At 67.6% G+C, this 22,266-nt stretch carries 22 protein-coding genes and 1 pseudogene; 2 read left to right on the top strand and 21 right to left on the bottom strand.

Going from position 1 to position 22,266, the window contains the following annotated elements; translation table 11 throughout:
- Window positions 1-10: 10 nt before the first annotated feature.
- The gene (gene dndA / locus B4E30_RS01785) at window positions 11-1,177 is read left to right on the top strand and encodes a cysteine desulfurase DndA (protein ID WP_286793240.1); all 1,167 of its coding nucleotides are present in this window, start codon (window positions 11-13) and stop codon (window positions 1,175-1,177) included.
- A gap of 226 nt (window positions 1,178-1,403) precedes the next feature.
- Here the strand turns inward: dndA and B4E30_RS01780 are convergent, their stop codons facing one another.
- The 3 genes from B4E30_RS01780 to B4E30_RS01770 all read right to left on the bottom strand — a co-directional run bounded on the left by B4E30_RS01780 (window position 1,404) and on the right by B4E30_RS01770 (window position 4,161).
- Window positions 1,404-2,063, bottom strand: a complete 660-nt coding sequence (locus B4E30_RS01780; RefSeq protein WP_286793239.1) for a uracil-DNA glycosylase — start codon at window positions 2,061-2,063, stop codon at window positions 1,404-1,406.
- Window positions 2,056-2,886, bottom strand: coding sequence for a hypothetical protein (locus B4E30_RS01775; RefSeq protein WP_286793238.1), 831 nt, complete (start codon window positions 2,884-2,886; stop codon window positions 2,056-2,058). The genes B4E30_RS01780 and B4E30_RS01775 overlap by 8 nt, the downstream gene beginning before the upstream one ends.
- A gap of 933 nt (window positions 2,887-3,819) precedes the next feature.
- Window positions 3,820-4,161, bottom strand: a complete 342-nt coding sequence (locus B4E30_RS01770; protein WP_194384202.1) for an ArsR/SmtB family transcription factor — start codon at window positions 4,159-4,161, stop codon at window positions 3,820-3,822.
- A gap of 78 nt (window positions 4,162-4,239) precedes the next feature.
- On the opposite strand from B4E30_RS01770, the gene B4E30_RS01765 reads away from it, so the two are divergent.
- Window positions 4,240-6,273: a heavy metal translocating P-type ATPase gene (locus B4E30_RS01765; protein ID WP_286793237.1), complete on the top strand. Its 2,034-nt coding sequence runs from the start codon at window positions 4,240-4,242 to the stop codon at window positions 6,271-6,273.
- A 46-nt stretch (window positions 6,274-6,319) separates the two neighbouring features.
- On the opposite strand, the gene B4E30_RS01760 is transcribed toward B4E30_RS01765, so the two are convergent.
- The 18 genes and pseudogenes from B4E30_RS01760 to B4E30_RS01675 form a co-directional block, all read right to left on the bottom strand.
- Window positions 6,320-6,715, bottom strand: coding sequence for a DUF4307 domain-containing protein (locus B4E30_RS01760; RefSeq protein ID WP_194384200.1), 396 nt, complete (start codon window positions 6,713-6,715; stop codon window positions 6,320-6,322).
- A gap of 34 nt (window positions 6,716-6,749) precedes the next feature.
- Window positions 6,750-7,040: pseudogene (locus B4E30_RS01755) on the bottom strand (cytochrome c oxidase assembly protein); the annotation flags it as partial.
- A gap of 36 nt (window positions 7,041-7,076) precedes the next feature.
- Window positions 7,077-8,084 carry a c-type cytochrome biogenesis protein CcsB gene (gene ccsB, locus B4E30_RS01750; RefSeq protein ID WP_194384199.1) on the bottom strand — a complete coding sequence of 336 codons (1,008 nt, stop codon included), beginning with the start codon at window positions 8,082-8,084 and terminating at the stop codon, window positions 7,077-7,079.
- A gap of 36 nt (window positions 8,085-8,120) precedes the next feature.
- On the bottom strand, window positions 8,121-8,819 hold the full coding sequence (locus tag B4E30_RS01745; RefSeq protein WP_286793236.1) for a M23 family metallopeptidase: 699 nt from the start codon (window positions 8,817-8,819) through the stop codon (window positions 8,121-8,123).
- A gap of 189 nt (window positions 8,820-9,008) precedes the next feature.
- On the bottom strand, window positions 9,009-10,280 hold the full coding sequence (locus B4E30_RS01740; RefSeq protein ID WP_194384197.1) for a M23 family metallopeptidase: 1,272 nt from the start codon (window positions 10,278-10,280) through the stop codon (window positions 9,009-9,011).
- A gap of 98 nt (window positions 10,281-10,378) precedes the next feature.
- The gene (gene lnt / locus B4E30_RS01735; protein WP_194384196.1) at window positions 10,379-11,992 is read right to left on the bottom strand and encodes an apolipoprotein N-acyltransferase; all 1,614 of its coding nucleotides are present in this window, start codon (window positions 11,990-11,992) and stop codon (window positions 10,379-10,381) included.
- Window positions 11,992-12,933, bottom strand: coding sequence for a cytochrome c oxidase assembly protein (locus B4E30_RS01730; RefSeq protein WP_228480878.1), 942 nt, complete (start codon window positions 12,931-12,933; stop codon window positions 11,992-11,994). The genes lnt and B4E30_RS01730 overlap by 1 nt, the downstream gene beginning before the upstream one ends.
- 21 nt (window positions 12,934-12,954) lie before the next feature.
- Window positions 12,955-13,215 (bottom strand): zf-TFIIB domain-containing protein, encoded by a 261-nt coding sequence (locus tag B4E30_RS01725; RefSeq protein WP_194384195.1) that lies wholly within the window; start codon window positions 13,213-13,215, stop codon window positions 12,955-12,957.
- Window positions 13,212-14,903: a cytochrome c biogenesis protein ResB gene (gene resB, locus B4E30_RS01720; RefSeq protein ID WP_194384194.1), complete on the bottom strand. Its 1,692-nt coding sequence runs from the start codon at window positions 14,901-14,903 to the stop codon at window positions 13,212-13,214. Before resB ends, B4E30_RS01725 begins: the two co-directional genes overlap by 4 nt.
- Window positions 14,884-15,648: a cytochrome c biogenesis CcdA family protein gene (locus tag B4E30_RS01715; RefSeq protein WP_194384193.1), complete on the bottom strand. Its 765-nt coding sequence runs from the start codon at window positions 15,646-15,648 to the stop codon at window positions 14,884-14,886. Before B4E30_RS01715 ends, resB begins: the two co-directional genes overlap by 20 nt.
- Window positions 15,645-16,250 (bottom strand): TlpA family protein disulfide reductase, encoded by a 606-nt coding sequence (locus B4E30_RS01710; RefSeq protein ID WP_194384192.1) that lies wholly within the window; start codon window positions 16,248-16,250, stop codon window positions 15,645-15,647. The genes B4E30_RS01715 and B4E30_RS01710 overlap by 4 nt, the downstream gene beginning before the upstream one ends.
- Window positions 16,247-16,582: a DUF6804 family protein gene (locus B4E30_RS01705; protein ID WP_194384191.1), complete on the bottom strand. Its 336-nt coding sequence runs from the start codon at window positions 16,580-16,582 to the stop codon at window positions 16,247-16,249. Before B4E30_RS01705 ends, B4E30_RS01710 begins: the two co-directional genes overlap by 4 nt.
- Window positions 16,579-17,121 (bottom strand): signal peptidase II, encoded by a 543-nt coding sequence (locus B4E30_RS01700; protein WP_194384190.1) that lies wholly within the window; start codon window positions 17,119-17,121, stop codon window positions 16,579-16,581. Before B4E30_RS01700 ends, B4E30_RS01705 begins: the two co-directional genes overlap by 4 nt.
- Entirely contained in the window at window positions 17,111-17,839 is a 729-nt protein-coding gene (locus B4E30_RS01695) for a copper resistance CopC family protein (protein WP_194384189.1), read from the bottom strand. The genes B4E30_RS01700 and B4E30_RS01695 overlap by 11 nt, the downstream gene beginning before the upstream one ends.
- A 10-nt stretch (window positions 17,840-17,849) precedes the next feature.
- Window positions 17,850-18,842 carry a flavin-containing monooxygenase gene (locus B4E30_RS01690; RefSeq protein ID WP_237673316.1) on the bottom strand — a complete coding sequence of 331 codons (993 nt, stop codon included), beginning with the start codon at window positions 18,840-18,842 and terminating at the stop codon, window positions 17,850-17,852.
- A 26-nt stretch (window positions 18,843-18,868) separates the two neighbouring features.
- Window positions 18,869-19,537: a DsbA family protein gene (locus B4E30_RS01685; RefSeq protein ID WP_194384187.1), complete on the bottom strand. Its 669-nt coding sequence runs from the start codon at window positions 19,535-19,537 to the stop codon at window positions 18,869-18,871.
- 91 nt (window positions 19,538-19,628) lie between these two features.
- The gene (locus B4E30_RS01680) at window positions 19,629-20,096 is read right to left on the bottom strand and encodes a hypothetical protein (protein WP_194384186.1); all 468 of its coding nucleotides are present in this window, start codon (window positions 20,094-20,096) and stop codon (window positions 19,629-19,631) included.
- Window positions 20,097-20,140: 44 nt separating this feature from the next.
- Window positions 20,141-22,156, bottom strand: a complete 2,016-nt coding sequence (locus B4E30_RS01675) for a heavy metal translocating P-type ATPase (protein ID WP_194385376.1) — start codon at window positions 22,154-22,156, stop codon at window positions 20,141-20,143.
- Window positions 22,157-22,266: the final 110 nt, after the last annotated feature.

Below are 22,266 nucleotides of genomic sequence, written 5' to 3'. Positions count from 1 at the left end.
CACTTCGAACATGCCTGAGGTCTCCGACACTAGTGCTACCGGGGTCGCCTACCTCGACCACAACGCGACCACTCCAGTCGACCCGCGCGTGGCCGAAGAGGTCATGAAGTTCATGCTCCTCGACTACGGCAACGCAGGCAGTCGCACCCACACGTTCGGGCAGACGGCGAAGGAGCGCGTGCAGCGGGCCCGGACGGAGATCGCTGATCTGCTCGCCTGCGACCCGGCGGAGGTCATCTTCACGAGCGGAGCCACGGAGAGTAACAACCTCGCCATTCTTGGCCTCGCATCGCACGGAGAAGAAACTGGCCGCAAGCACATCGTCTCCACCCTCATCGAGCACAAGGCTGTCCTCGAACCACTCGACGAACTGGCGAAGCGCGGATTTGAGGTCGATCTCGCCGCTCCCGGACCCGGCGGGCGGGTAGACCCGGAAGAGATCATCCGACTCGTCCGGCCCGATACTTTGCTGGTCTCGACGATGGCCGTCAACAACGAGACCGGCGTCATCCAGCCCATCGAGCAGGTCGCTGACGCACTCCGCGGAACGGACACGTTCTTCCATGTCGACGCTGCGCAGGCATACGGCAAGCTCATCGCGCCGCTACGACACGACCGCGTGGACCTGCTGTCGTTCTCTGGCCACAAGATCGGCGCCCCAAAGGGCATCGGCGGACTCCTCACCCGCAGACGCGGGTACAAGCGCCCACCGCTTACCCCCTTGATGTTTGGCGGCGGGCAAGAGCGCGGACTGCGACCCGGAACACTCCCCGTAGCGCTCATCGCCGGACTCGGGCTGGCATCATCGCTCGCAGTCAAGGAATTCGCCCAGCGCCACGCGCGAGCCCGTGAGACCCGAGATCTTCTCGTCGAGGCGCTGACACCCCTGAACCCTCAGTTCAACAGTGATCTCGAGCACACCATCGACTCGACGCTCAACTTCTCCATTCCCGGCGTGGACTCTGAGGCTGCCATCGTCGCGCTCAAGGACATCGTCGCGATCTCCAACGGCTCCGCTTGCACATCCCAGACCTACGAACCCAGCCACGTGCTGCTGGCCAGCGGCATCGGCGATGAACGCGTCGCCGGCGCGCTCCGCCTGTCCTGGGGGTACGACCAGACGCTCCCCAACGTCGACGAGCTCGTCGGTCGGCTTCGCAGCCTCAGCCGCTCCTAGGCGCTAACGGCATCCTCGGTTCGCGCTCCGAACTATTCACCAGCGCCAAGCGTCTCATCGGACCAGGCACCCCGTCGCGGAGTTCAACCTGTTCACTGACAGCGCCGACAGTGCTGCGCGAGAACGACGCGCACTAAAGGGGTCAGCTAGTCCGTTCACGCGCTTCGGCGCGGGAGCTCAGCCGAGGCGTGCTTGACCCAGCGCTCGGAACGGCTATCGCGCCTCATCACAGCGACCAATCCACAGGTTCGCGAGGTCGGAGCGCGAGATTCGTCTCGCTGAACACGTGAGCAGAATGAAATGGCCGTTCGTTGCCCGGAAAGCCCGCCATTGGATGCGCCGCGCGGATGATGCGATCGATCGGAACGCCTTTGAGCGCAGGGAGCCCGAACTTCACAGCATCGCCGCCAAGAAGAATGAACACGATCTTGCGACCAGGGTCACTGAGGCTACGCAGAACAGCACGCGTGAACGATTTCCAGGCTGCGAGGTGGGAGCCCGCTGTGTCCTCCACGACGGTGAGCGCAGCGTTGAGGAGGAGGACGCCTTCGTGTGCCCACTTGGTGAGGTCGCCTTGAACGGGACGGGAGAACGAGACCTCCGGATCACGCTCCAGGTTCAGGAATATGCGATGAAGCGCGGAGTCTTTCGCGATCGGGCCCCGCTGGGAGAACGCGAGCCCGTCCGCGCGCCCAGCAGTGTCGTACGGGTCCTGACCGAGAAGAACAACCCGCACCTTCTCGTGCGGCGTCGCGCTGAAGGCTCGAAAAACGCGATCGCGCGCCGGAAAGACCCGTTCAGATGACGAATAGATCCGATCTAAGTCCGGTACGTGCGCGCTAAGGAGCGAGCTCCAATGGCCGCGAAGGCTGCCGTGATCATTCATGGTCGTCGCTAGGCTCGGGCCCAAGTGCCTGCCACGTTTCACCATCCCAAAGCCATCCGAGCCGCGATCGCTCATGCATGACCCAGAAGTGAGTGATCGCGGGATCCAGAGCCGGGGCTATCGACGGCACGCCCCAGCCTTCTTCGGCCCAGGATGGGGTCGTCCTACTCAGGGGCCGAGCGATGTTGTACCAGGTGTCGTCGTTCACCCACACAAACAGATGCCGCTGCTCGGCGCCCGTGGCCGCCAGTTTGTGCGGGTTATCGGTTTTGTCGCTGAGAGCATCCAGTAGCCGCTCCAGGGACTCGTTGCTCCCGCTGACCGATCCTCCGCTGCCTGTCGTCACCCACACCTCATGCACATGATCCGGATCTTCCATGCTCACCCTGTGCGGTGCATGAGTCGCCCTCTCTACACCGGCATCGAGCAGCGGCCGATAGATCTCGGCAAGGGGCCCGCGCTGAATCACATGTAACCCCGCCCGCTCGCGTTCGAAGAACGTCTCACCGGCGCGCTCGAGTTCAACCAGTGCCGGCTGCACCCGCTGTAGGAATGTCTTCATGTTCGCCTGTCCCTCGGGCGCAAAAACGATCCAACATGACGCGAGCGTGGCTCCCGGGACGCCCTTCTTGACCGACTTCTTCAGAGCGTCGCGAGCGCCCTTGTTCCCGCCTTCGGTCACCGCCGTGACCTCGAGCGCGATCTTCCCATCGGCGGACTTGTAGTCGACGCCACCGTGTGTGTCAGCATGTACGAGCAGTACCCCGAGCTTGGCTTCGACGATCTGCTTTGCGACGAGTTCGTTCGGGCGTTCCTGATTCACGGCTGTCTCATCCTGTTGTCGGGACCTTGCCTTCGACACGTGAAGTACACGGCAGGCTCAGCGCCAAGATACCGCCGCCAACCATTGAGGCTCTGCGATGCTCTTGGGCTTCGACGCAGTGGTCAAGTTGAGGGCTGCGTCGGCGAGCGACGGCGTCTTTGGGTCAGAAGACTCACTCGAATACAGAACTGAGCAGACTTGCTCAGGAAAGTGTCACGACAAAGTCGACCCTGATCACCCGAAGCCGCGCGTTGTACGTGACATCCAGTGTCATCTCACCGCGTTCCCGACACGATTTGTCGGGAACGTGTTCCCGTTGCATTTTCGACCTTTTCGTTGCACTGGTCTCCGTTGTCGTTGCACTAAATGCAGCGGTTCGCGTTCGACGCGATGGGGTTGGTCGCGACCGATGAAGCGCTGCTGGCTTCGGGGCATCCGGGATCGAGCACTCCGGCAGAGTTCGGGCTCCAAGTCTGGGCATCATCCGCAGCGCCGACAAAGGCAAGGAGTGGGAGTCGGTGGCGTACCCCAGCATTTCATGCGAGCCGGCAGACTCCTCCCGGCGTACTCGCTCAGTAGGTTCAGGGGAAGTGGAACACCGCGGAGCCCCCGGCGTCTCTAAGTCTTGGGTTCGTGCCGCTCTCTCGTTCTCAGTCGCCTCGTCTGAAACCCTGACACGGCGCCGAGGACGAGGCACAGCACAGCGAGCGGCACTGCAACCCGCCACCAGGTGTTGCCGGTTAGCAGGTTGGAAAACAAGATCAGCAGGCACAGGCCATTCAGTCCCAAGGCCACGTAGGCGTACTCAGCAGACGTCCACCTCCGCCGATTGGATCGACGTGAACCGCTCGCGCTCACCGCGTTCCTTTCCATGTGGTCCCGCATATGGCTAGTCCTGGCCGTTGCCTATGCACAGATTTTGAACCTGGCCCGCTACCCCCGCTTGGATTCGGAGGCTAGGTGAGACAGATGCCCCACAGCCTCGTCCAGCAGTTCCGCGACATGCTCGTCGAACAATGCGTAGTGGACGTGGCGGCCGTCTCGACTGCCCACCACGAGGCTGGGGTGGCGCAGCAGTCGCAGGTGGTTGGACACGGTGGTCTGTCCCGACCCCAGCTCTTCGCTGAGCTCGGTGACGGTGCTCGGGCGGGCGCGCAGCACGCTCAGGATGCGCAAGCGCACGGGTGAGGCGAGAGCCTGCATGATCTCTGCAAGTCGCTCGGCCTCCGTTACGGACAGCACGCCCGCCGCCTCGCGCAGGGTCTCATGTGTCATGGACACTATTGTGCCTGCCGAACGCGATAATAATTCACATTTACAACATATCACAATACTGTGATGTACTGTGGGTGCATGATGAACACCTCTTCAACCACGGCATCTGCCACCGACGTGCAGCAGCATGCGCACGGCTCGGCTCGGTGGGAGCTGTGGTTCGCGATCGCGTCCGGCCTGACGTACGCGGCCGGGATGATCACGGAGTTCGTGCTGGGCATGCCATTGCTGGGGCTGCCCTTGGTGTTCTTTCTCGCCACCTACTTCTTCGGCGGGTTCTTCACTTTCCGCTCAGCGATCGCCTCGACGTTGCGGGGCAAGTTCGAGGTCGACTTCCTCATGCTCGTCGCGGCGATCGGTGCCGCCCTGATCGGGAAGTGGGCCGAGGGTGCGGTGCTGCTGTTCCTGTTCAGCCTGGGACACGCCCTGGAAGAGTACGCGCTGAGCAGGGCGAGCAAGTCCATTGAGGCGCTCGCGGAACTCGCTCCCCGCACGGCACTGGTCCGCCGTGACGGCGGCGAGCCGGTTGAGGTGCCGGTCGAGCAGATCGCGGTCGCGGACATTATCGTGATCCGTCCGAACTCGCGAATCCCTTCGGACGGGTTCGTGATCTCCGGGGTCTCTGCCGTGGACCAGTCGGCGGTCACCGGCGAGTCCATCCCTGTGGAGAAGGAACCTGTCACCGATCCAGAGCGTGCGATGCGCACCGTCGACACCCTGCCGGCCGCGAACCGCGTCTTCGCGGGCACGGTCAACGGCTCGGGGGTGCTCGAGGTCAAGGTCACCGCCACGGCGGCGGACTCGACGCTGAGCAAGGTGGTCGAGCTGGTCCGCACCGCCGACCAGGCCACGTCCCCGACCCAGCAGTTCATCGACCGGTTCCAGCGCTGGTACGTGCCCGCCGTCATCGTCGGCGTCGCGGCCACCCTGCTGGTGGCGATGTTCGGGTTCGGGCAGCAGTTCCCCGACGCGTTCTACCTCTCCATGACCGTGCTGGTCGCGGCAAGCCCCTGCGCTCTCGCGATCGCCACCCCCGCGGCCGTGCTCGCCGGGGTGGCCCGCGCCGCACGCGCCGGCGTGCTCGTCAAGGGTGGCGCACCACTGGAAACCCTCGGCCGGGTTAGGGCGATAGCGTTCGACAAGACCGGAACGCTCACCTGGGGCCTTCCCCGCGTCACCTCCGTCGCCCCGGTCGACGGCGACGACGGGGCGCTGCTGATCCCGACCCTGGTCGCGGTGGAGTCGCTCAGCGATCACCCCCTTGCCGCGGCGATCGTCCGCGACCTCACCGGCCGCATCTCCGACTCCGACCGGGTCGAAGCGACAGACCTGAACGCGGTCGTCGGCCGGGGTGTGCGCGCCACCATTGACGGTGAGACGGTGGAGGTCGGCAACCTCCGCATGTTCGACGAACAGCAGCTCACCCTCCCCGCTGCGCTCAACGCGGCGTACGAACAGGCCCGCGACTCCGGGCAGACGTTGATGATCGTGCGGCGCGGCGACCGGTTCCTCGGTCTCGTCGGCGTCATGGACGCCTCCCGCGCGGAATCCGTCCAGGTGCTCACCGCGCTTCGCGGAGCGAATGTCGGGCAGCTCGTGATGATCTCGGGAGACAACCAGCGCGTCGCCGACGCTGTCGGCCGTGAGGTCGGCGTCGACACCGCCATCGGAGAGCTGCTGCCCGAGGACAAGGTCGCCAAGATCACCCGGCTGGCCCAGAGCCACCGGCCGATCGCGATGGTCGGCGACGGGGTGAACGACGCGCCCGCGATGGCGCGGGCCGACATCGGCATTGCGATGGGCGCCGCCGGCTCCACCGTCGCGCTCGAGACCTGCGACATCGCCTTGATGAGCGACGACCTCGGCCGCGTCCCCTTCGCCGTCCGGCTCAGCCGCGCCACCAGCCGGATCATCCGCCAGAACCTGATCGCCAGTCTCGCCGTCGTCCTCTTCCTGATCATCGCCACCTTCGTCGGCCTGAACATCGGCGCCGTCGTTCTCATCCACGAAGGATCCACGCTCATCGTCGTCGGCAACGCTCTCCGGCTCCTCGCGTTCGAGCGCGGCAAGGAGCACCACGGCATCGACCACGAAGACAAGCCCACGGCGTGAGCTGCAGACTCGAGAACCGTTAGCACGGCGCAGGGCGGGACTCCGGCTAGGTCGCCCAGCAGGAGTGAACGGTGCCGGTGGTGGCCTGCGCGACGGTGGGGATCGTCTCGACGAATGTCCGGGTGATCGTCTCGGATGCGGGGTACTCGATGACACGCCAGCCGACGATGCCGAAGTCTTCATCGAGCGCTTGCAGCGCGCAGGCGAAGCTCATGCCAGCGGGCGGGGTCGCTTGAAATGACACCGTCACGGTGCGAGCGTCGACGAGATCGAAACCTGTCTCGTCGTATCCGACGTCATCGAGAGAATTGGAGATGGTCAGCCACGACAGTCCGGCAACGGACGCTACAGCGATGGTTCCGACGATGATCCAGAACGCGCGGCGGCGAGCGGGGCGGGGCCTGCGGCCATAGCGGTCGTCGAGCTGCTGCTTCGTGGTCACCAGATGCGCTTCTCTGTGGAGTCTCTCGGTGATCTCATCTGCGGCTGCGGGCGTCTCGGGCGGCAAGGTCGAGTAGGCGCGCGTTGTACTCGTCGAGCTCGGCATCTCCCGTCCGATCGGCGTGCCGGTCGCGGCGTTTCGTCTCGCGGTCGTCGCTGCGGCTCCATTGGATCGTGACCGTGATCGCGAGGATGAGGGTGGGGATCTCACCGATCGACCAGGCGATGCCGCCGCCGGTGTACTGGTCTTCCAGTGGTGTCGCCCCCCAGGTGCGCCCCATTGCCCCGAACCACTCGGCGACCATCAGCCCGGACTGCATCATGATGGTTTCAGTTTCAGTAGAACGTGGTTCTATTCGGGGTCAACTGAGGCCGGAGTAGGCGTGGAGTCCCTTGAAGAACATATTGACGATGGTGAAGTTGAACAGCACCGCGATGAAGCCGATGATGCACAGCCACGCGGAGCGGGTGCCTCGCCAGCCGCGTGTCGCGCGAGCGTGGATGTAACCGGCGTAGAGCACCCAGATCACGAAGGTCCAGACCTCCTTGGTATCGAACCCCCAGTACCTTCCCCAGGAGTCGTTGGCCCAGATCGCGCCGGCGATCAGCGTGAAGGTCCAGAACACGAACCCGACGATCACAAACCGGTATGCGAGGGACTCGAGCGCGTCCGCGGGCGGCAACGTGGCCAGGAACCGCGGGCCGCTGCGCGGTGCGCCATCCGCAGAGGCGGCTGCCGTGCGGCGTTCGCGGCGGGCCTGCAGGAGCTGGGTGACGGAGAGGCCGCATCCGATCGCGAACAGGGCAGTGGCCAGGGATGCGACGAATACGTGGATGACCAGCCACACGCTCTTGAGCGGATCCATCAGGGGAACGACGTCGACGTAGAAGGTGATGGTGGCGCCGCCCAGCAGCAGCACCACCATGCCGATCAGGAACGCGCCGAGGAAGCGGAGGTCGTAGCGGCGCAGGACGGCGAGGTAGACGGCGACGATCAGGACGGTGCCGGTCAGGGCGAACTCGTACATGTTCGCCCACGGCACCCGCCCGGCCGCGATCCCCCGCAGAACGGTGCCGGCCAGGTGGAACAGGAAACCGAGGATCGTCAGCGCCGTCCCGATCCGTGCCCACAGCAGCCGCGGCTGAGATGCTCGCGGCTCGGGGGCGCCGGGGTGCTGTTCCTGCCAGGCCTCCGTGACCGCGGGTGCCGTCGCCGCGCTGACCAGCGCCGGTTCACGCAGCGGCACGGCGGCGGGGACGGAGCGGCGGGCGAGGTCGATGGTGTAGGCGATGAATGCGAGCAGGTAGGTAGCGATCGCGGTCCAGACCAGCAGCAGCGAGATGCCGTCGAGTGTGAGTGATCCGGTCATGATGTAGGTGTCCTCTTCTTCAGGGTTATGCCGGTTTCAGCCGGCGTTTGCTTGGAGCCATACCAGTGAGTCGACGGCCGTGTCGTCGATGTACACCTCGAAGTGCAGATGGTTGGCGGTGGAGCGTCCGGTGCTGCCGACCAGCCCGACCGTCTGACCGGCGGTGACCGTCTGACCGACAGTGACCTGTCGGCTTCCGGTCTGCATGTGCGGGTAGACGGTGCGGACGCGCTGACCGTTCAGGACGGACTCGATCACGACGGTGACCCCATAGCCGCCATAGCTGTCCTGCGAGACGCTGACGGCGCCGTCGACGGACGCGTACACCGGGGTGCCGCCGGCGGCGACCATGTCGGTGCCCATGTGCGCACCGCCCCGGTCGCCGAACCGGTCCGTGACGGTGAACGGGCCGCCCACTGGCCAGCGCACCGTACCGCTGCCGGGGGCGACCATGCTGTAGTCGAACGGCACCGACGCCACGCGGGTCGAGGTGCGGGCGCGAGCAGCGGCCGCCTCTGCCTCCTTCTTCCGGTCGATCTCCTCCTGGGTGGTGGCCGCGTAGCTGTCCCGCGTGAGCTGTGTCTGCGTCGCGTCGGACGCCACGATGAGAGATTGGGCGTTGTCCGAGGCGATCTGCTGCAGGGTCAGCGGCTCGGGGGTTGTGGTCTGCCAGGCGCCGTATGCGGGCAACGCCACCGTCGCGATCAGGCCGCTGACGATGGCGAGGGCAGCCACGCTCCGCACCGGACGCATCGTCCGGGGTCCGCGCGCTGGCGCGGCGGCGGCGGCCTGTCGCCGGGTGGGGGCGACAATCTTGCGCGGCGGAGAGCCTTGTTGTCGGAGGCTGCGGCGGGTGGGGGGCGTCTGAGGCTGGTCAGCTTCGGGGGTGAGCTGTTCCGTCATGATGTCCTCCTTCGTTTCGGGTCAGATGGAGATGCCACGGGCGGCCAGGAAGTCGATGGGGTTGACGGGAGCGCCGTTCACGTAGGCCTCGAAGTGCAGGTTGCAGCCGAACGCGTTCCCGGTGTTGCCTTCGCTGCCGATCAGATCTCCGGCGTTCACGCGCTGGCCGTAGCCGACGAAGAACCCGCCGTTGCGGATGTGCGCGTATCCGGTTCCGATCCCGCCGCCGTGGTCGATCTTGATGTAGTTGCCGTAGCCGCCGTTGTATCCGGCGTAGACGACCGTGCCGGCAGCGGCCGCGTAGATTCCGGCGCTGCAGCCTCCGCTCAGGTCGACGCCGTAGTGGTAGCTGGTGGAGCAATACCCGTTGCCGCATTGCGAGCTGCGGGGGCCGAAGCCGGATGTCCGGGGTCCAGATGTGGGACGTGCCCACCCGGAGCTGGCGACACCGCCGCCAGCACTCCCCTCCGTGGCACGGCGTGCGGCTTCGGCGCGTTCGGCGGCCTTGCGCTGCTCTTCGGCGAGCCGGGCTGCTTCTACTCCGGCCTGATAGTCGGCAATCGTCCGCGCGGTGGTGTCTTGGAGGGCGGCGAGCTGCGCTTCGAGCTCGCCGAGGTGGAGGGTCTGCGCGTCCAGCGCCGTCTGAGCGGCGTCGGCGGCCTGCTGCGATTCGCGCATCTTCTGCTCGGCGAGCTGCTGCAGCCGGTCACGTTCGTCACGGGCCACGGCCGCCTGATCGCTCAACCCCTGCGCCGCGTTGCGCGCAGTGAGCGCGGCGGCATACACGCCCTGGTTGCGTTCGAGGAGCTTGTCCATCGTGCCCAGTCGTGCCAGCAGATCGTCAGCGTTCGCCGCGGACCCGGACAAGAACAGCTTCAGCGCGGTGTCGTCGCCGCCGGTGCGGTACAGCTGCGCGGCGAGCCGTCCCGCCCGGTCAGAGGCCTCAGCGGCGGCTTCGGCTTCGGCGTCTGCCTGGGATTGGAGCGCGTCAGCTCGTTGGACGGCGGCGAAGTAGTCCTGTTGTGCGGTGTAGAACGCATCGGCCGCCTGTTCGGCCACCGCGCGAGTACGTTGCACGTCGCTGGTGAGGCTCTGGATGAGACCTTGGATCCGGGTGATCTCGGCGGTCTTCGCCGTCTCGTTCGCCTTCGCCGCCTGCACGTCATCCCACGACGGGTAGTCGGCGGCGAAGGCGGGCAGCGGCCGCGCGGAGCCGACGATCGAGCTCCCGGCGACGAGACCGAGCAGCCCCGCCCTGAGCGCCCCACGGCGGGTCAGGGGGAGCCCCAGCATCCGCTGCTCGGCAGGCGATGAGCCGCAGCCCAACTCTGTGCTCGGCGGCCCTTCACCTGGCGGGTGGGACCGGGCATCCACGATGGGGTTTGTTGGTCTCATGCTCGTGTTGACCTCGTTGAATCGGCGTGTACACGAGGGGCTGCGGGCCGGGCGCGGTGGTGGATCCCGAGCGCGGTGAGGGCGACGAACGCGGCGACGGGGATCAGCAATGTCAGCCACGGGCCGATCACCACGGCCGCGGTGAGCCCGGTGCGCAACGGAATGGTGCTGATCTGCGCGGCCGCGGTGTCGACGCCGACGCTGTCGGTCGTGGCACCCTCGGGGGCGATGACCTGACTGGTGCCCACGGTGGAGACGTTGACCACGGCCCGGCCGGTCTCGATGGCGCGCATCCTTGCGAAGGCGAGTTGTTGCAGGTTCTCGTCGGTGCCGCGGAAGTCGGCGTTGTTGGTCTGGAAGACGTAGAGTTCCGCGCCGGCGCGGGCGCTGTCCCAGATCACCTGGTCGTAGATGACGTCGAAGCAGATCGCCAGCCCGACGTCGATGTCGTTGACGGTGACGATCGGCGGGTTGCTGCCGGGGGTGTACTCCCGTTGGATCAGCCCGACGAGGTCGGGGACGATACGTTCGTACAGCCACCGGTCGGGCACGTATTCGCCGAACGGGACCGGGTTGACCTTGTCGTGCCACTGGCGTGCGTCGGCATCAGCCGTCCACAGCAGCGACGTGTTGAACACGTCCTCACCGCGGGTGGTGGCCGCGTTCATCAGCAGCGGCGCACCCGCCCCCGCTACGACACGATCCAGCTGAGTCGCGACCGCGGGGGTTCGCAGCGGGTCGGCATCGACGCTGCCTTCCGGCCACACCAGCAGGTCCATCTGCTGGCCCAGCAGCGGCCGGGAGCCGGCGGTTTGCGCGGCGAGCATGTCGCCGGGCGCCTTGGGATCGAAGTAGCCGGCCGGGCCGTTGCCTTGCACCCACCCGACCCGCAGTGTCCCGGCGTCGGTGGTGGGGAATTGCGGTGTCACGACGAGGATCAATGTGAGGATCGCGGCGGGGATGATGCCGCGCAGGAACCGGAGGCCGCCCGCGCGGGCCCACTGCAGGATGCCCGCGCACAGCGCCACGACCAGCAGGCTCAGTCCGGTCACCCCGGTCCAGGACGCGGCCTGCGCCAACGGGCCCTCGACCTGTGTCATCCCGATCCGCACCCAAGGGAACCCGCCGTACGGCCACGCCCCCATCACGACCTCACGCGTAGCCCAGAGGACGCCGATCAGCAGCGGCACGGCGACCAGCTGCACGGTCCCGCGCGGTCGATACCGCCCGGTCCACCGGTAGGCGAGGGTGAGCGGGATGGCGCCGGCGCCGAAGAGGACAGCCTGCAGGCTGGCGAGAGCGACCCAGGGTATCGGGCCGAGGAATTGCCCGACCCAGGCCAGATGGGTGAAGAAGAACACGACGCCGAAGACCGTGCCGACGAGGAATGCGGTGAGGATGCTGCGGCCGATCAGACTGATCAGCGACATCGTGACCGCCACCAACGCCAGCGGCCACCAGCCGATCGCCGGGGTGGCCAGATCCAGCGCGAACCCGCCGGCGCCCGCCACCGCCATCGCGGCCCACAGCGGCAGCCGCGCCGTGCGATCCACGGGCGTCGCCGTGGTCGTGACCGGCCGAGCCGGAGTGACGAGAGTAGTCGTGGCCATCAGCGGCTGTCCTTTTGGCGGAGCTTTTCGAGGTAGGCGTTGTAGGCGTCCAGTTCGGGGTCTCCGTGAGTGTCGGCGTAGCGGGTGGCGGCGGCGTCGCGGGCGGTGTCGTCGCGGAACCAGCGGTGCATGACGAACATCAGCATCAGCAGAGTCGGTGCTTCTCCGTAGGACCAGGCCAGGCCGCCGGCGAGACGCTGGTCCTCGATCGGGTCGATGCCCAGCGCCAGCGTGGGCGCGGCGAACGCGTCGACAAGCAACGTGGTGGCCATCATCAGGAACACCCCGAAGAATGCGTGCAGGGCGGCTTCGGCGAACACGTCCAGCGCGCGGCCGCCGTGGCTGAGCCGCACCGGCAGCGGGTCGGCGGAGAGCACCGGGATGGTGAACAGGATCCCAGCGACCAGGAACCCGAACTCGAGGCCGACATGCCCGCCGGGTGCTTGCAGGATGCGGTCGGCGGCGTCGGCGAGGTAGAGCCCGTAGAACGCGAACAGGTACAGCGGGAGCGCGACCCAGGGGCTCAGCGCCCACCGCGCGACCCGGCTGCGCAGCCCCGCGTGAGCGGCCCGGAGCGCGAGCCGGCCGAGCCCGTGATGGGGGGTGGCTCGAAGCAGGAGCGTGCCCGGGGATCCCAACACCAGCAGCGGGGGGATGGCCATCATGAGGGTGAGCTGCTGGAACATGAACACCGAGAACAGCGCGTACCCGTACGCCTCGACGCCCAGGCCGGTGACCGCGGCCAGGGTGAGGCACCCGAGCAGGAAGCTGATCGTGCGCCACACCGGCCACCGCCGCCGGCTGGTCCACAGCCGGATCGCGCCGGCCAGGTAAGCGGCGGCGATCACTGCGGCGATCACCGGCAGCAGTGGGAACGGCAACGGTGCGGGGCTGAGGAAGCCGAGCAGAGTCGGCGGCGTCCCGGGGATCCAGTCGTTCACGGTGTCATGCCTGTCAGGGGATCAGAAGTCGAACAGCTCTCCCAGAAAGCCGTCGCGGCGGCGGCGCCCGTTCCGGCCGTGGTGGGAGTCGCTTCGGCCGTGGTGGGAGTCCCGGCTATCGGGTGCGGGATTGCTCGGGGCGCGGGTGTCGGTGGCACGGTCGAGGATCTTGTCCAGCTCGCCGCGGTCCAGCCAGACGCCACGGCACCCTGGGCAGTAGTCGATCTCGACGCCGGAACGCTCACTCACCAGGAGCTGAGTGTCATCAACGGGGCATTTCATCGGGTTCCTCCTTCGGGGTTCGCGCCGCGCGCGCGATCCAGGGCGGCGGCGTGGTCGTTCGCGATGTCGCGGACGGCCTTGTGGAGCGTGGGATCTTCGCCGCGGGCGAGTCCCGCGTATTCGACGTGCACGCCCTCGGGGGTGGTGCGAGCCTTGACCCAGATGCGTCGACGGGGCACGAACAGTCCGGCGAACAGTCCCACCGTGGCGAGGATCGCGAAGGCGAGCACCCATCCGCTGGTGGGGTCGTTCTGGATCTGCAGTGACGCGAACCGTTTCACCGGCTCCTGCTCGGACGCCGCCTCCCAGGTGATCGTTCCCCACCCGTTGGGCAGGTCCACGGTGGCGCCGGGGGTGAGCTCGAGGGAGTCCAGGCCGGTGTCGCCGCCGGTGTGCTGGGTGAGTCCGTCGACCTCGAGGGTGTACACCGACCTGGGTGTGCCGTCGTCGATGCCGAGGTCGCCGCTGAACACGTTGAGGGTGAGTACCGGGTTGACCACGTCCGGATAGACCGACGTGAACGCGCCGGAGGGCAGCACACCCTGGGTGGGATAGAAGAAGCCGACCAGGCCGAGCTGCTCGGGCAGCCCGTCGGGGATCTTGATGATCCCGAGCGAGGTCATGTTCGAGTCCTGCGGCAGGAACGGCTGCGATTCGCTCCACACGATCTCTCCTGCGGCATCACGGACGGTGAGGGTCGGGGCGTACCCGTTGCCGAGCAGGTAGATGCGGTCGCCGGCGACGGTGATCGGATAGTTCACGATCACGCTCTCCGCCCGGGCGTCCTCACCGGCGCTGCGGATGGTGACGTCGGCGGAGAAGTCACCCGCCTGCCCGGCCCCCGGGCTGCCGGGCAGCTGATAGGAGACTCGGAAGTCGTCGAGGGTGAGCGAGTACGGGGCCAAGCCGGCGCCGTCGACGAACCGGCCGGGGTTGAACGAGGAGTAGTCGCTGAGCGCGTTGACGAACGTGGTGCCCTCCACCACGACACGCTGCCCGGTGTAGGCGAACCCGCCGCCGATCGCGACCGAGGCGAGCACCCCGACCAGGGCGACGTGGAAGACCAGGTTGCCGGTCTCCCGCAGATACCCACGCTCGGCCGAGACCGACGCCCATCCCGGTCCGTCGTATCGGTGCACCCGGTAGCCGGCGCGGCGCAGCTGATGCTCCGCAAGCCGCACCGCCTCCTCCGCCGGATCCGGGGCGGCTTCATCGGCCGCGACCGTCGTGTCCTGGTAGTCGACTAGGCGGGACAGTCGTGCGGGGGTACGCGGCGGCAGGGACCGAAGCGCCTTGTAGTGGTGCTTGGCGCGGGGGATGACGCAGCCGATAAGGGACGCGAACAGCAGCAGGTAGATCGCGGAGAACCACGGCGAGGAATACACGTCGAACAGGCCGACCGCGTCCGCCAACGGGAACACGTCAGGGTTGTCGCGTTGCCACTGGGTGACCCCGTTCGGGTCGGCGGTGCGTTGCGGGAAAAGCGACCCGGGGACGGCGGCGATCGCGAGGAACAGCAGCAACACCAGGGCGGTACGCATGCTGGTCAGCTGCCGCCACGCCCACCGTGCCCAACCCACCATGCCGAGGGCAGGACCGGTGATCTCGGACGGGGCGTCGGAGTCGAGGTGATCGGCGGGGCGCAGTGGGTCGACGACCGTGTCGGTCTCAGAGCGGGGCGGGAACATTGATCACCACCTGCTGCAGAGCAGACATCAGCGTGGTCCACAGCCCGGTCACCATCAGCACTCCGAGCAGCACCAGCAGGGCGCCGCCGACGATGTTCAGGGCGCGGATGTGGCGGCGCAGGAACGACACCGAGCGGGACGCCCATCCCCAGCCCACGGCGAGCAGCAGGAACGGGATGCCCAACCCGAGCGAGTAGGCAAGACCGAGCAGGCCGGCGCGGGCGGGGTCGCCAAGGTTCCACGACATCGACAGGATCGCCGCGAGCGTCGGACCGATACAGGGGGTCCACCCCACTCCGAGCGCGAACCCGAGCAGCGGGGCGCCGATCAGGCCGGCGCGGCTCTGCACCCGGGGGCGCAGGGTGCGTTGGGCGATGCCGAAGAACCCGATGAACACCAGGCCGAGCACGATCACGACCGCCCCGAGGATCCGGGTGAGGATGTTGCCGTACTGCAGCAGCAGGAACCCGAACGTGCCGCCCAGGATCGTCACTGTGACGAACACCACCGTGAACCCGGCGATGAACAGGCCCACCCCCAGCAGCAGGCGGGTGCGTTCCGCTGTGACCGTCGACCCGGTCGCGGCGGCACCTGGGTTGCTGCCGGCGGCGCCGCCGAGGTAGCCGAGGTAACCGGGCACCAGAGGCAGCACGCAGGGGGAGAGGAATGAGACCAGGCCGGCGAGGGCCGCGATCGGGATCGCGATCCAGAGGGCGCCGTCGACGACCAGCTGCCCGGGGTTCATGACGGGTTCTCCTCGGCGAGGGTGTCGGCGACCAGGGTGGACAGGATGGAGGCGCTGGCCAGCTGCCCGATGACCCGGGCGGCGACTCTCCCGTTCCGATCGAGCACGAGGGTGGTGGGGGTGGCCTGGATCGGGGTGACTTGGGCGAACGCGAGCTTGACCTTGCCGTCGTTCACGTCGATCACGCTCGGGTAGGTGACGTTGTTGTCACGGGCGAACGACAGGGCGGTGGCGGGCTGGTCGTAGGTGTTCACGCCGAGGAACGAGACGCCCTGGTCCTGGTACTCCTGCCAGACCTCTTCCAGCAGCGGCGCCTCGACGATGCACGGTCCGCATGCGGCGTACCAGAAGTTCACCACCAGCACCCCGCCGCGGTAGTCGTCGCTGGACACGCGCTCGCCGGTTTCGGTGACCCCCTCGAACGCGACCGGTTCGCCGCGGTCGGGCTCCGGGATCTCCACCACTTGGAACTCGCCGGCGATGTAGCCCTTCTCGTTCCCGTCCCGGTACTGCTGGGCGAGCGAATCGCTGCTCGCGCACCCGGCCAGTACGACGACTGCCAGCAGCACCACGGCTGCGGCGAACACGCGGCCGCGGGTCACGAGCGGCGGACCTTGATCATCGCTCCGGCGACCAGGAAGACCACCGCGGCAGCCGGTTGCGCGGCCGTCCACACCGGCCCGGAGAACGGGAACGGGAACACCGGGTTCCACAGCACCGCGATCGCGGCGAACACCGGCAGCCACCACCACTGCCGAGCCTGCACGGCGAACCAGCCGACGATGACGGCGAGGATCGCGGCGACGAACAGCACCAGCAGGAACCAGTCTCCGCCCATCAGCACCGGGGCCAGGAACAGGACGACCGCCGCGAGCAATCCCGGGGCGAACGCATTGCGCTGATAGACGGACGGCACTCGTTGCTTGGCCATCATGGTCTCTGCCCCTCCGCGACGGGCTCCTGCCCGTCCTGCGTCGTGTCGGCGCGTTGCGCGGTGGCAGCTCGCCGCCGTGCCCACAGCACGCCGACGAGGACGATGACGCCCGCGCCGAGGGCGACGTCGGCGAGGTTACCGATGAACCAGGTGCCGTAGGCGAGGAAATCGGTGACGTGCCCGACACCGAACCCGGGCGGGGAGAACAGTCGGTCGATGAGATTCCCGATCGCGCCGCCCAGGATCAGCCCGAGCCCCACGGCCCACCACACGGTGCGAGCTCGGACGACGGCGATCACCAGCAGCACCACGGCAGCCACCCCGAGGAGGGTGAGCAGCCCGGTGAACCCGGCGCCGAGGGAGAGGATCGCACCGGGGTTGAACGCGAGCTGCAGCCCGAGCAGATCTCCCAGCAGCGGGATGCGCTGCTCCGTGCTCAGCCCGGACAGCGCGGCCGCCTTGGTGGCCTGGTCGATCAGCACCACCACCGCGGCGATCACGCAGGCGATCGCGAGTCGTGTGCCTCGGTTACGAGCCATCTGTCTTGCCACTCGTCGAGGAATCTGCCTGGGCCGCTGCTGCGGCGGCGCGGTCGCGGCGGCGCCGTTCCCTGGCCACCATGAGCACCACGACCAGTGCCCCGCCGACGATCATCACACCGCTGATGACAGCCAGAACGGGGAAGATCTCTCCCCCGCCGGAGGCCTGACCGCCGTAGCCGTCATCCGCGGATTCGGCGGTGGAGGATGTGGGAGATGGTTCGGGCGTGTGCTCTGTGGCGGTGGGCGCGGGAGTGGGGGTGTTGTCGGGGATCGCGGCGGATTCGAGGGTGTACGTGTACTCGTCGCTGATGGGGTGGCCGTCGCTGGAGACGACCCGCCACCGCACCGTGTAGAGACCGGGCTCCTGATCGCCGGTGAGAGCCTGAGTGACCGTCGTGCCGTCGATCTGCGGCTGTTCGGTCGCGAGGTTCTGACCGCCCGGGGTGATCACTTCGATGACGACGGCGCTGCCCACGGTGAGGATTTCGCCGCTGAACGTCAACGAGATCTCCTGCGGCACCACGCCGATGGTCGCGTCAGCCTCGGGGGTGGCCGAGACGATGCTGTCGTGAGCGGCCGCGGACGATGCGGTGGAGAGCACTATGCCGGCTGCCAGCAGCAGGCTTGCCAACAGGCCGAGGAACGCGGCCGGGCGGAACCTGTGCGGCATCCGCGCGATGCCCGGGCTGGTGTCGGTAGGTGAGGAGGGTGTCATGGCGTGGCTTTCAGGGACGGTTGATGATGTGGTGGGCGATGGTGGTGGCGTCTCGCCAGACCCCGGTGATCGTGTCTGCGCCGCGGCCGCTGTACTGCGGCATGCCGGCCACGAATAGTCCCGGGATCCCGGTCTGGGTGCGGGCTGCCCGATCGGTGCGCGCGGCATCGGGCAGCCAGTCGTCGCCCGGTTCGTAGCCGGTGGCGAAGATCACGGAGTCCGGTGCGAGCTCGCTGCCATCGGCGAGTGTCACCACGCCACCGTCTGCGGCGGTTGCGGCGGGGACGATGGTGACGCCGGCGCGTCGCAGCTGGTCGTAGCTGTCGCTGAAGATCGGTTCGGGATGCCGCCGGCGGGTAAGCCACGAGACGGCCGGTCCAGCAGCTGCCGGGTAGCTGCTGCTCGGCCGGTGTCGGCGGGGGCTGCGCACGGACATGGTGACCGTGTGAGACGCGGTCAGCTCACGGGCTAGCTGCACGCCGCTGTTGCCGCCTCCTACGACGAGCACCTTGCCCGGCGGGATCTGGTTCGGGTACAGGTAGTCGCTGCTGTGCAGCACGATGCCAGGGACGCTCACACGTGCGGCCCACTCCGGCATGCGCGGATACGCCGCGGCGGCGGTGGCGCACACGACGTTGCGGGTCTGCACCTCCCCTGCGGTGGTGGACAGCAGCAGTGTGGTTCCGGTGCCGGGACGCTCTACCCCGGTGGCGCGGACACCCCAGACCGTCTCGACGCGGAGGCCCGCCTCGACGAAGGTGAGATAGTCGACGATCTCGTCTACGCGGGGACGCCGGCGTTGATCCCCGGGGAGTCCGCGAGGCGGGAGCGCGCTATGCCGGGCGTCGCTGAGCAGCTCCATCGAATGCCATCGGGATGCCCAGCTGCGCTGCCCCTTGCCGGCGGCGTCGATCACGACGAAGTCCTGCTGCGGACGCAGACCCTCGGCGTTCAACGCCGCGGCAACGGCTAGTCCCGACTGCCCGGCTCCGACGATGATCACTCGCCGGTGTGACAGGCCCGTCCGCATCACTGACCACCGGAGACGGCAGCCGCGATGGCGTCTTCGAGGTCGTTCAGCGTCTGCAGATCGAGCTTCTCCCCGTCGAGGAAGAAGGTCGGCGTGCTGTCGACTCCGAGAGCGCGTCCCTCGTTGAAATCGAGCTCCACCCGTTCGGTGGTGGCGGGATCGGCGACGGCTGCGTCGTAGGCGGCCATGTCCAGTCCGAGCTCTTCGGCGAAGCCGCGGAACAGGTCGGCGCGGGATTCCTGCGCCTCGCCCCACTCCGCCTGTGTCTCGAACAGCCGGTGATACATGTCCTCGAATCGGTCCTGCTGTGCGGCCGCTTCCGCAGCGATCGCCGCGTTCTTCGAGTTGAAGTGACCGGGCAGGGGGAAGTACCGCACCACGTAGGTGATCTGACCGGCGTACGTCTCGCGCAGGTCTTCGACGATCGGGTAGAACGCCCCGCACGCCTCACACTCGAAGTCCAGGAACTCCACGACGGTCACCGCATCCGGTCCGCCGTCGTCCAGCACGTGCGAGCTCTCCCGCACCACGGAGGAGCCGCCGGTGCTGCTTCCTTCCTCCGGGGGTGGGGCGGGGCTTTGATTGGCCAGGGCGTAGATGATCGCGACCAGCACCAGCACGACGACAACGGCGACGGAGATCAACGTCGCTTTCACAGGGGTTTTCATTCGGGTACTCCAAACCAAGACACGGCGCATGACAGGACCCGGGCGTGAGCCCGGGGCGAAGCGCCGTCCAGAGAGGACGGCATGCCGAATGTCAGGTTCGGGAGATGCTCAGCTGCGTCAGTGAGAGGGTGCGCACCCGCGAAAATGTCGACGGGTGGGGAAAGAGCGACAGTATCCGCGGCCAGATCCCGCGTTCAGGAAGGACGCGGCGACGCCACAGCCGGTGAGTCAGCACTGCGAACACCAGCCCGCAGAGAACCCCGAGAACACATAGCGCTGCCCCCATCAGAGCGCTGGTCCCCGAGGATTCGCCAACCGCCGCTTGATGTTCGCCGGCGCCGCTCGGATCGGTAGCGTTGTCGCTCAGCGGCTCGACGTGCGGGTCCAAGAGTGCGGATATTCCCAGCGGCACAGGTGTGGTGCCATCGGTCTCGAGGTGTCCTGCAGCGGCGATGCCCAGCACGAGCAGGAGTGCCAACCCTAGACCAGTAATGATCCTCGTTATCAGAAGACGCTCGCTCAGCACAGTATTGTGCTGGGTTCGAGTCGTCGGGATCATCACCGAAAGCTTACCGTGGGTTTATTCCAGGTCTGTAAACAGGCTCAGACACTTACCAGGTGAGGCTCCTTCACAGACGCAGAATCGTGAGCGGCGGGGACCGAGCGGGGGCGACGAGCGGCGCGTACACCGTTGAGGATGACGATGACCTCGGCGACTTCATGCACCAGCACGACGCCCGCCAGTCCGAGCACACCGAACAGTGCAAGGGGGAAGAGTCCGATGATGATCGCCAGGGCGAGGCCGATGTTGACGGTCATGATCCGCCGACCTCGGCGGGCGTGTGCCAGCGCCCCGGGGATGAGACGCAGATCGTGGCCAGTGAAGGCGACATCGGCAGACTCGATGGCCGCGGCCGATCCCTTCAGGCCCATCGCAATCCCCACCGTCGCGGTCGCAAGCGCGGGCGCATCGTTGATGCCGTCGCCTACCATCGCAGTCGGGCGCGTCATCACGAGAGTCTCGATCGCTGCAGCCTTATCCGCGGGCAGCTGTTCCGCACGCACGTCGGTGATCCCCGCCTCCCCGGCGATCGCGCGGGCGGTGCGTTCGTTGTCGCCGGTGAGCATGACCGTCTCGATGCCCTGAGCCTGCAGCATCCGCACCGTCTCGGCCGATTCTGCGCGAAGCTCGTCCCGCACCCCGATGAGACCGGCGATTTGCCCCTCGGCCTCGACGACCACGACGGTCATACCTTTGGAGGCCATCTCTTCGGCCGCGTCCCGGAGCGCGGCGGGGTCGAGCCAGCGGGCGTTGCCCGCTCGCACGGCGCGCCCATCGACGCGTCCGGTCATGCCCCGCCCGGCCTCTTCGATCACATCGGCCGCAGTGGGGGTCGTGGGACTGGCGGCGACGATCGCCGCAGCCAGGGGGTGCGTGCTCGTCGCTTCTAGCGCGGCGGCCCAGCCGAGCAGCTCGTCCCGGTTGATGCCGGGAGCGGGGCGCACGTCGACGACGGTCGGCTCGTTGCGGGTGAGGGTTCCGGTCTTGTCGAGGGCGACGGTGCGGATCGTGCCGAGCTGCTCGAAGGCCTCCCCGGACTTGATCACCACCCCGAACTTCGATGCAGACCCGACCGCGCTGATTACCGTCACCGGCACCGCGATCGCCAATGCGCACGGGGATGCCGCAACCAGCACCACGAGCGCCCGCTCGATCCACGTCCACGGGTCGCCCACGACCAGACCGAACAGCGCGACGAGCGCGGCCGCGATCAGCACCGCCGGCACGAGCGGCCGCGCGATCCGGTCCGCCAGTCGTGCCCGCTCGCCCTTGCGAGCATGAGCCTGCTCTACAAGGGCGACGATCTGCGTGAGTGAGTTGTCGCGCCCATCCGCGGTCGCCTCCACCCGCAACGTCGCCGACCCGTTCACAGAGCCCGCGGCGACCGCGGCGCCGGGACCGACTTCCACCGGAATGGACTCACCGGTGATCACGGATGTGTCCAGGCTCGAGCGGCCCTCCACGATCACGCCGTCAGTGGCGATCCGCTCACCGGCGCCGACGACGAAGATGTCGAGCTCACGCACCTCCGCCGCAGGGATTATGACGTCTCCCGCGAGGCGCGAGACCCGAACGGTCTCGGGAATGAGGGATAGCAGTGCGCGCAGCCCCTCCTTCGCGCGATCCATTGCACGGTCCTCGAGTGCCTCGGCGAGCGAGAACAGGAACGCCAGTGTTGCCGCCTCCCCGACGTGACCCAGTAGCACCGCTCCGATCGCGGCGATCGTCATCAGCAGCCCCACGCCGAGCCTGCCCCGAAACAGGCGGCGGATCGCACTAGGCACGAACGTGTACGCCCCGGCCAGCAGGGTGACCCACTGCAGGATCAGCGCCGGGATCGGGATGCCGGTCCACGCGAAGATGTACCCGGCCAGCAGGGTGACCCCGGCGATCGCGGAGGGCAGCAGCGCGGTGTCCCGCCACCACGGCGGCCGCACCTCGAGTCCGTCGTCATCATCGTGGTCGTCGTGACCGGGCGCGTGCGTGGCGGTCTTCTCGTCGGGTCCGCAGCATGCGTCACCGGCATCGTGGTGTGCGCGACGTGCCTTGCCGGCCATGGCCGGCTCGTCGACCGGGCCGCAGCAGGCGTCGCCGGTGGCCAGCGGCTTGCTCAGCTGCAGCCGCTTCACGATCGTCGTGGTCTTGTGACTGTGTCAGTTTGGTCTGA

It is taken from the genome of Microbacterium sp. UBA3394 (genome assembly GCF_002358725.1).
Taxonomy (GTDB): Bacteria; Actinomycetota; Actinomycetes; order Actinomycetales; family Microbacteriaceae; genus Microbacterium; species Microbacterium luteum.
This window is presented reverse-complemented; position numbering and strand designations above follow the sequence as displayed.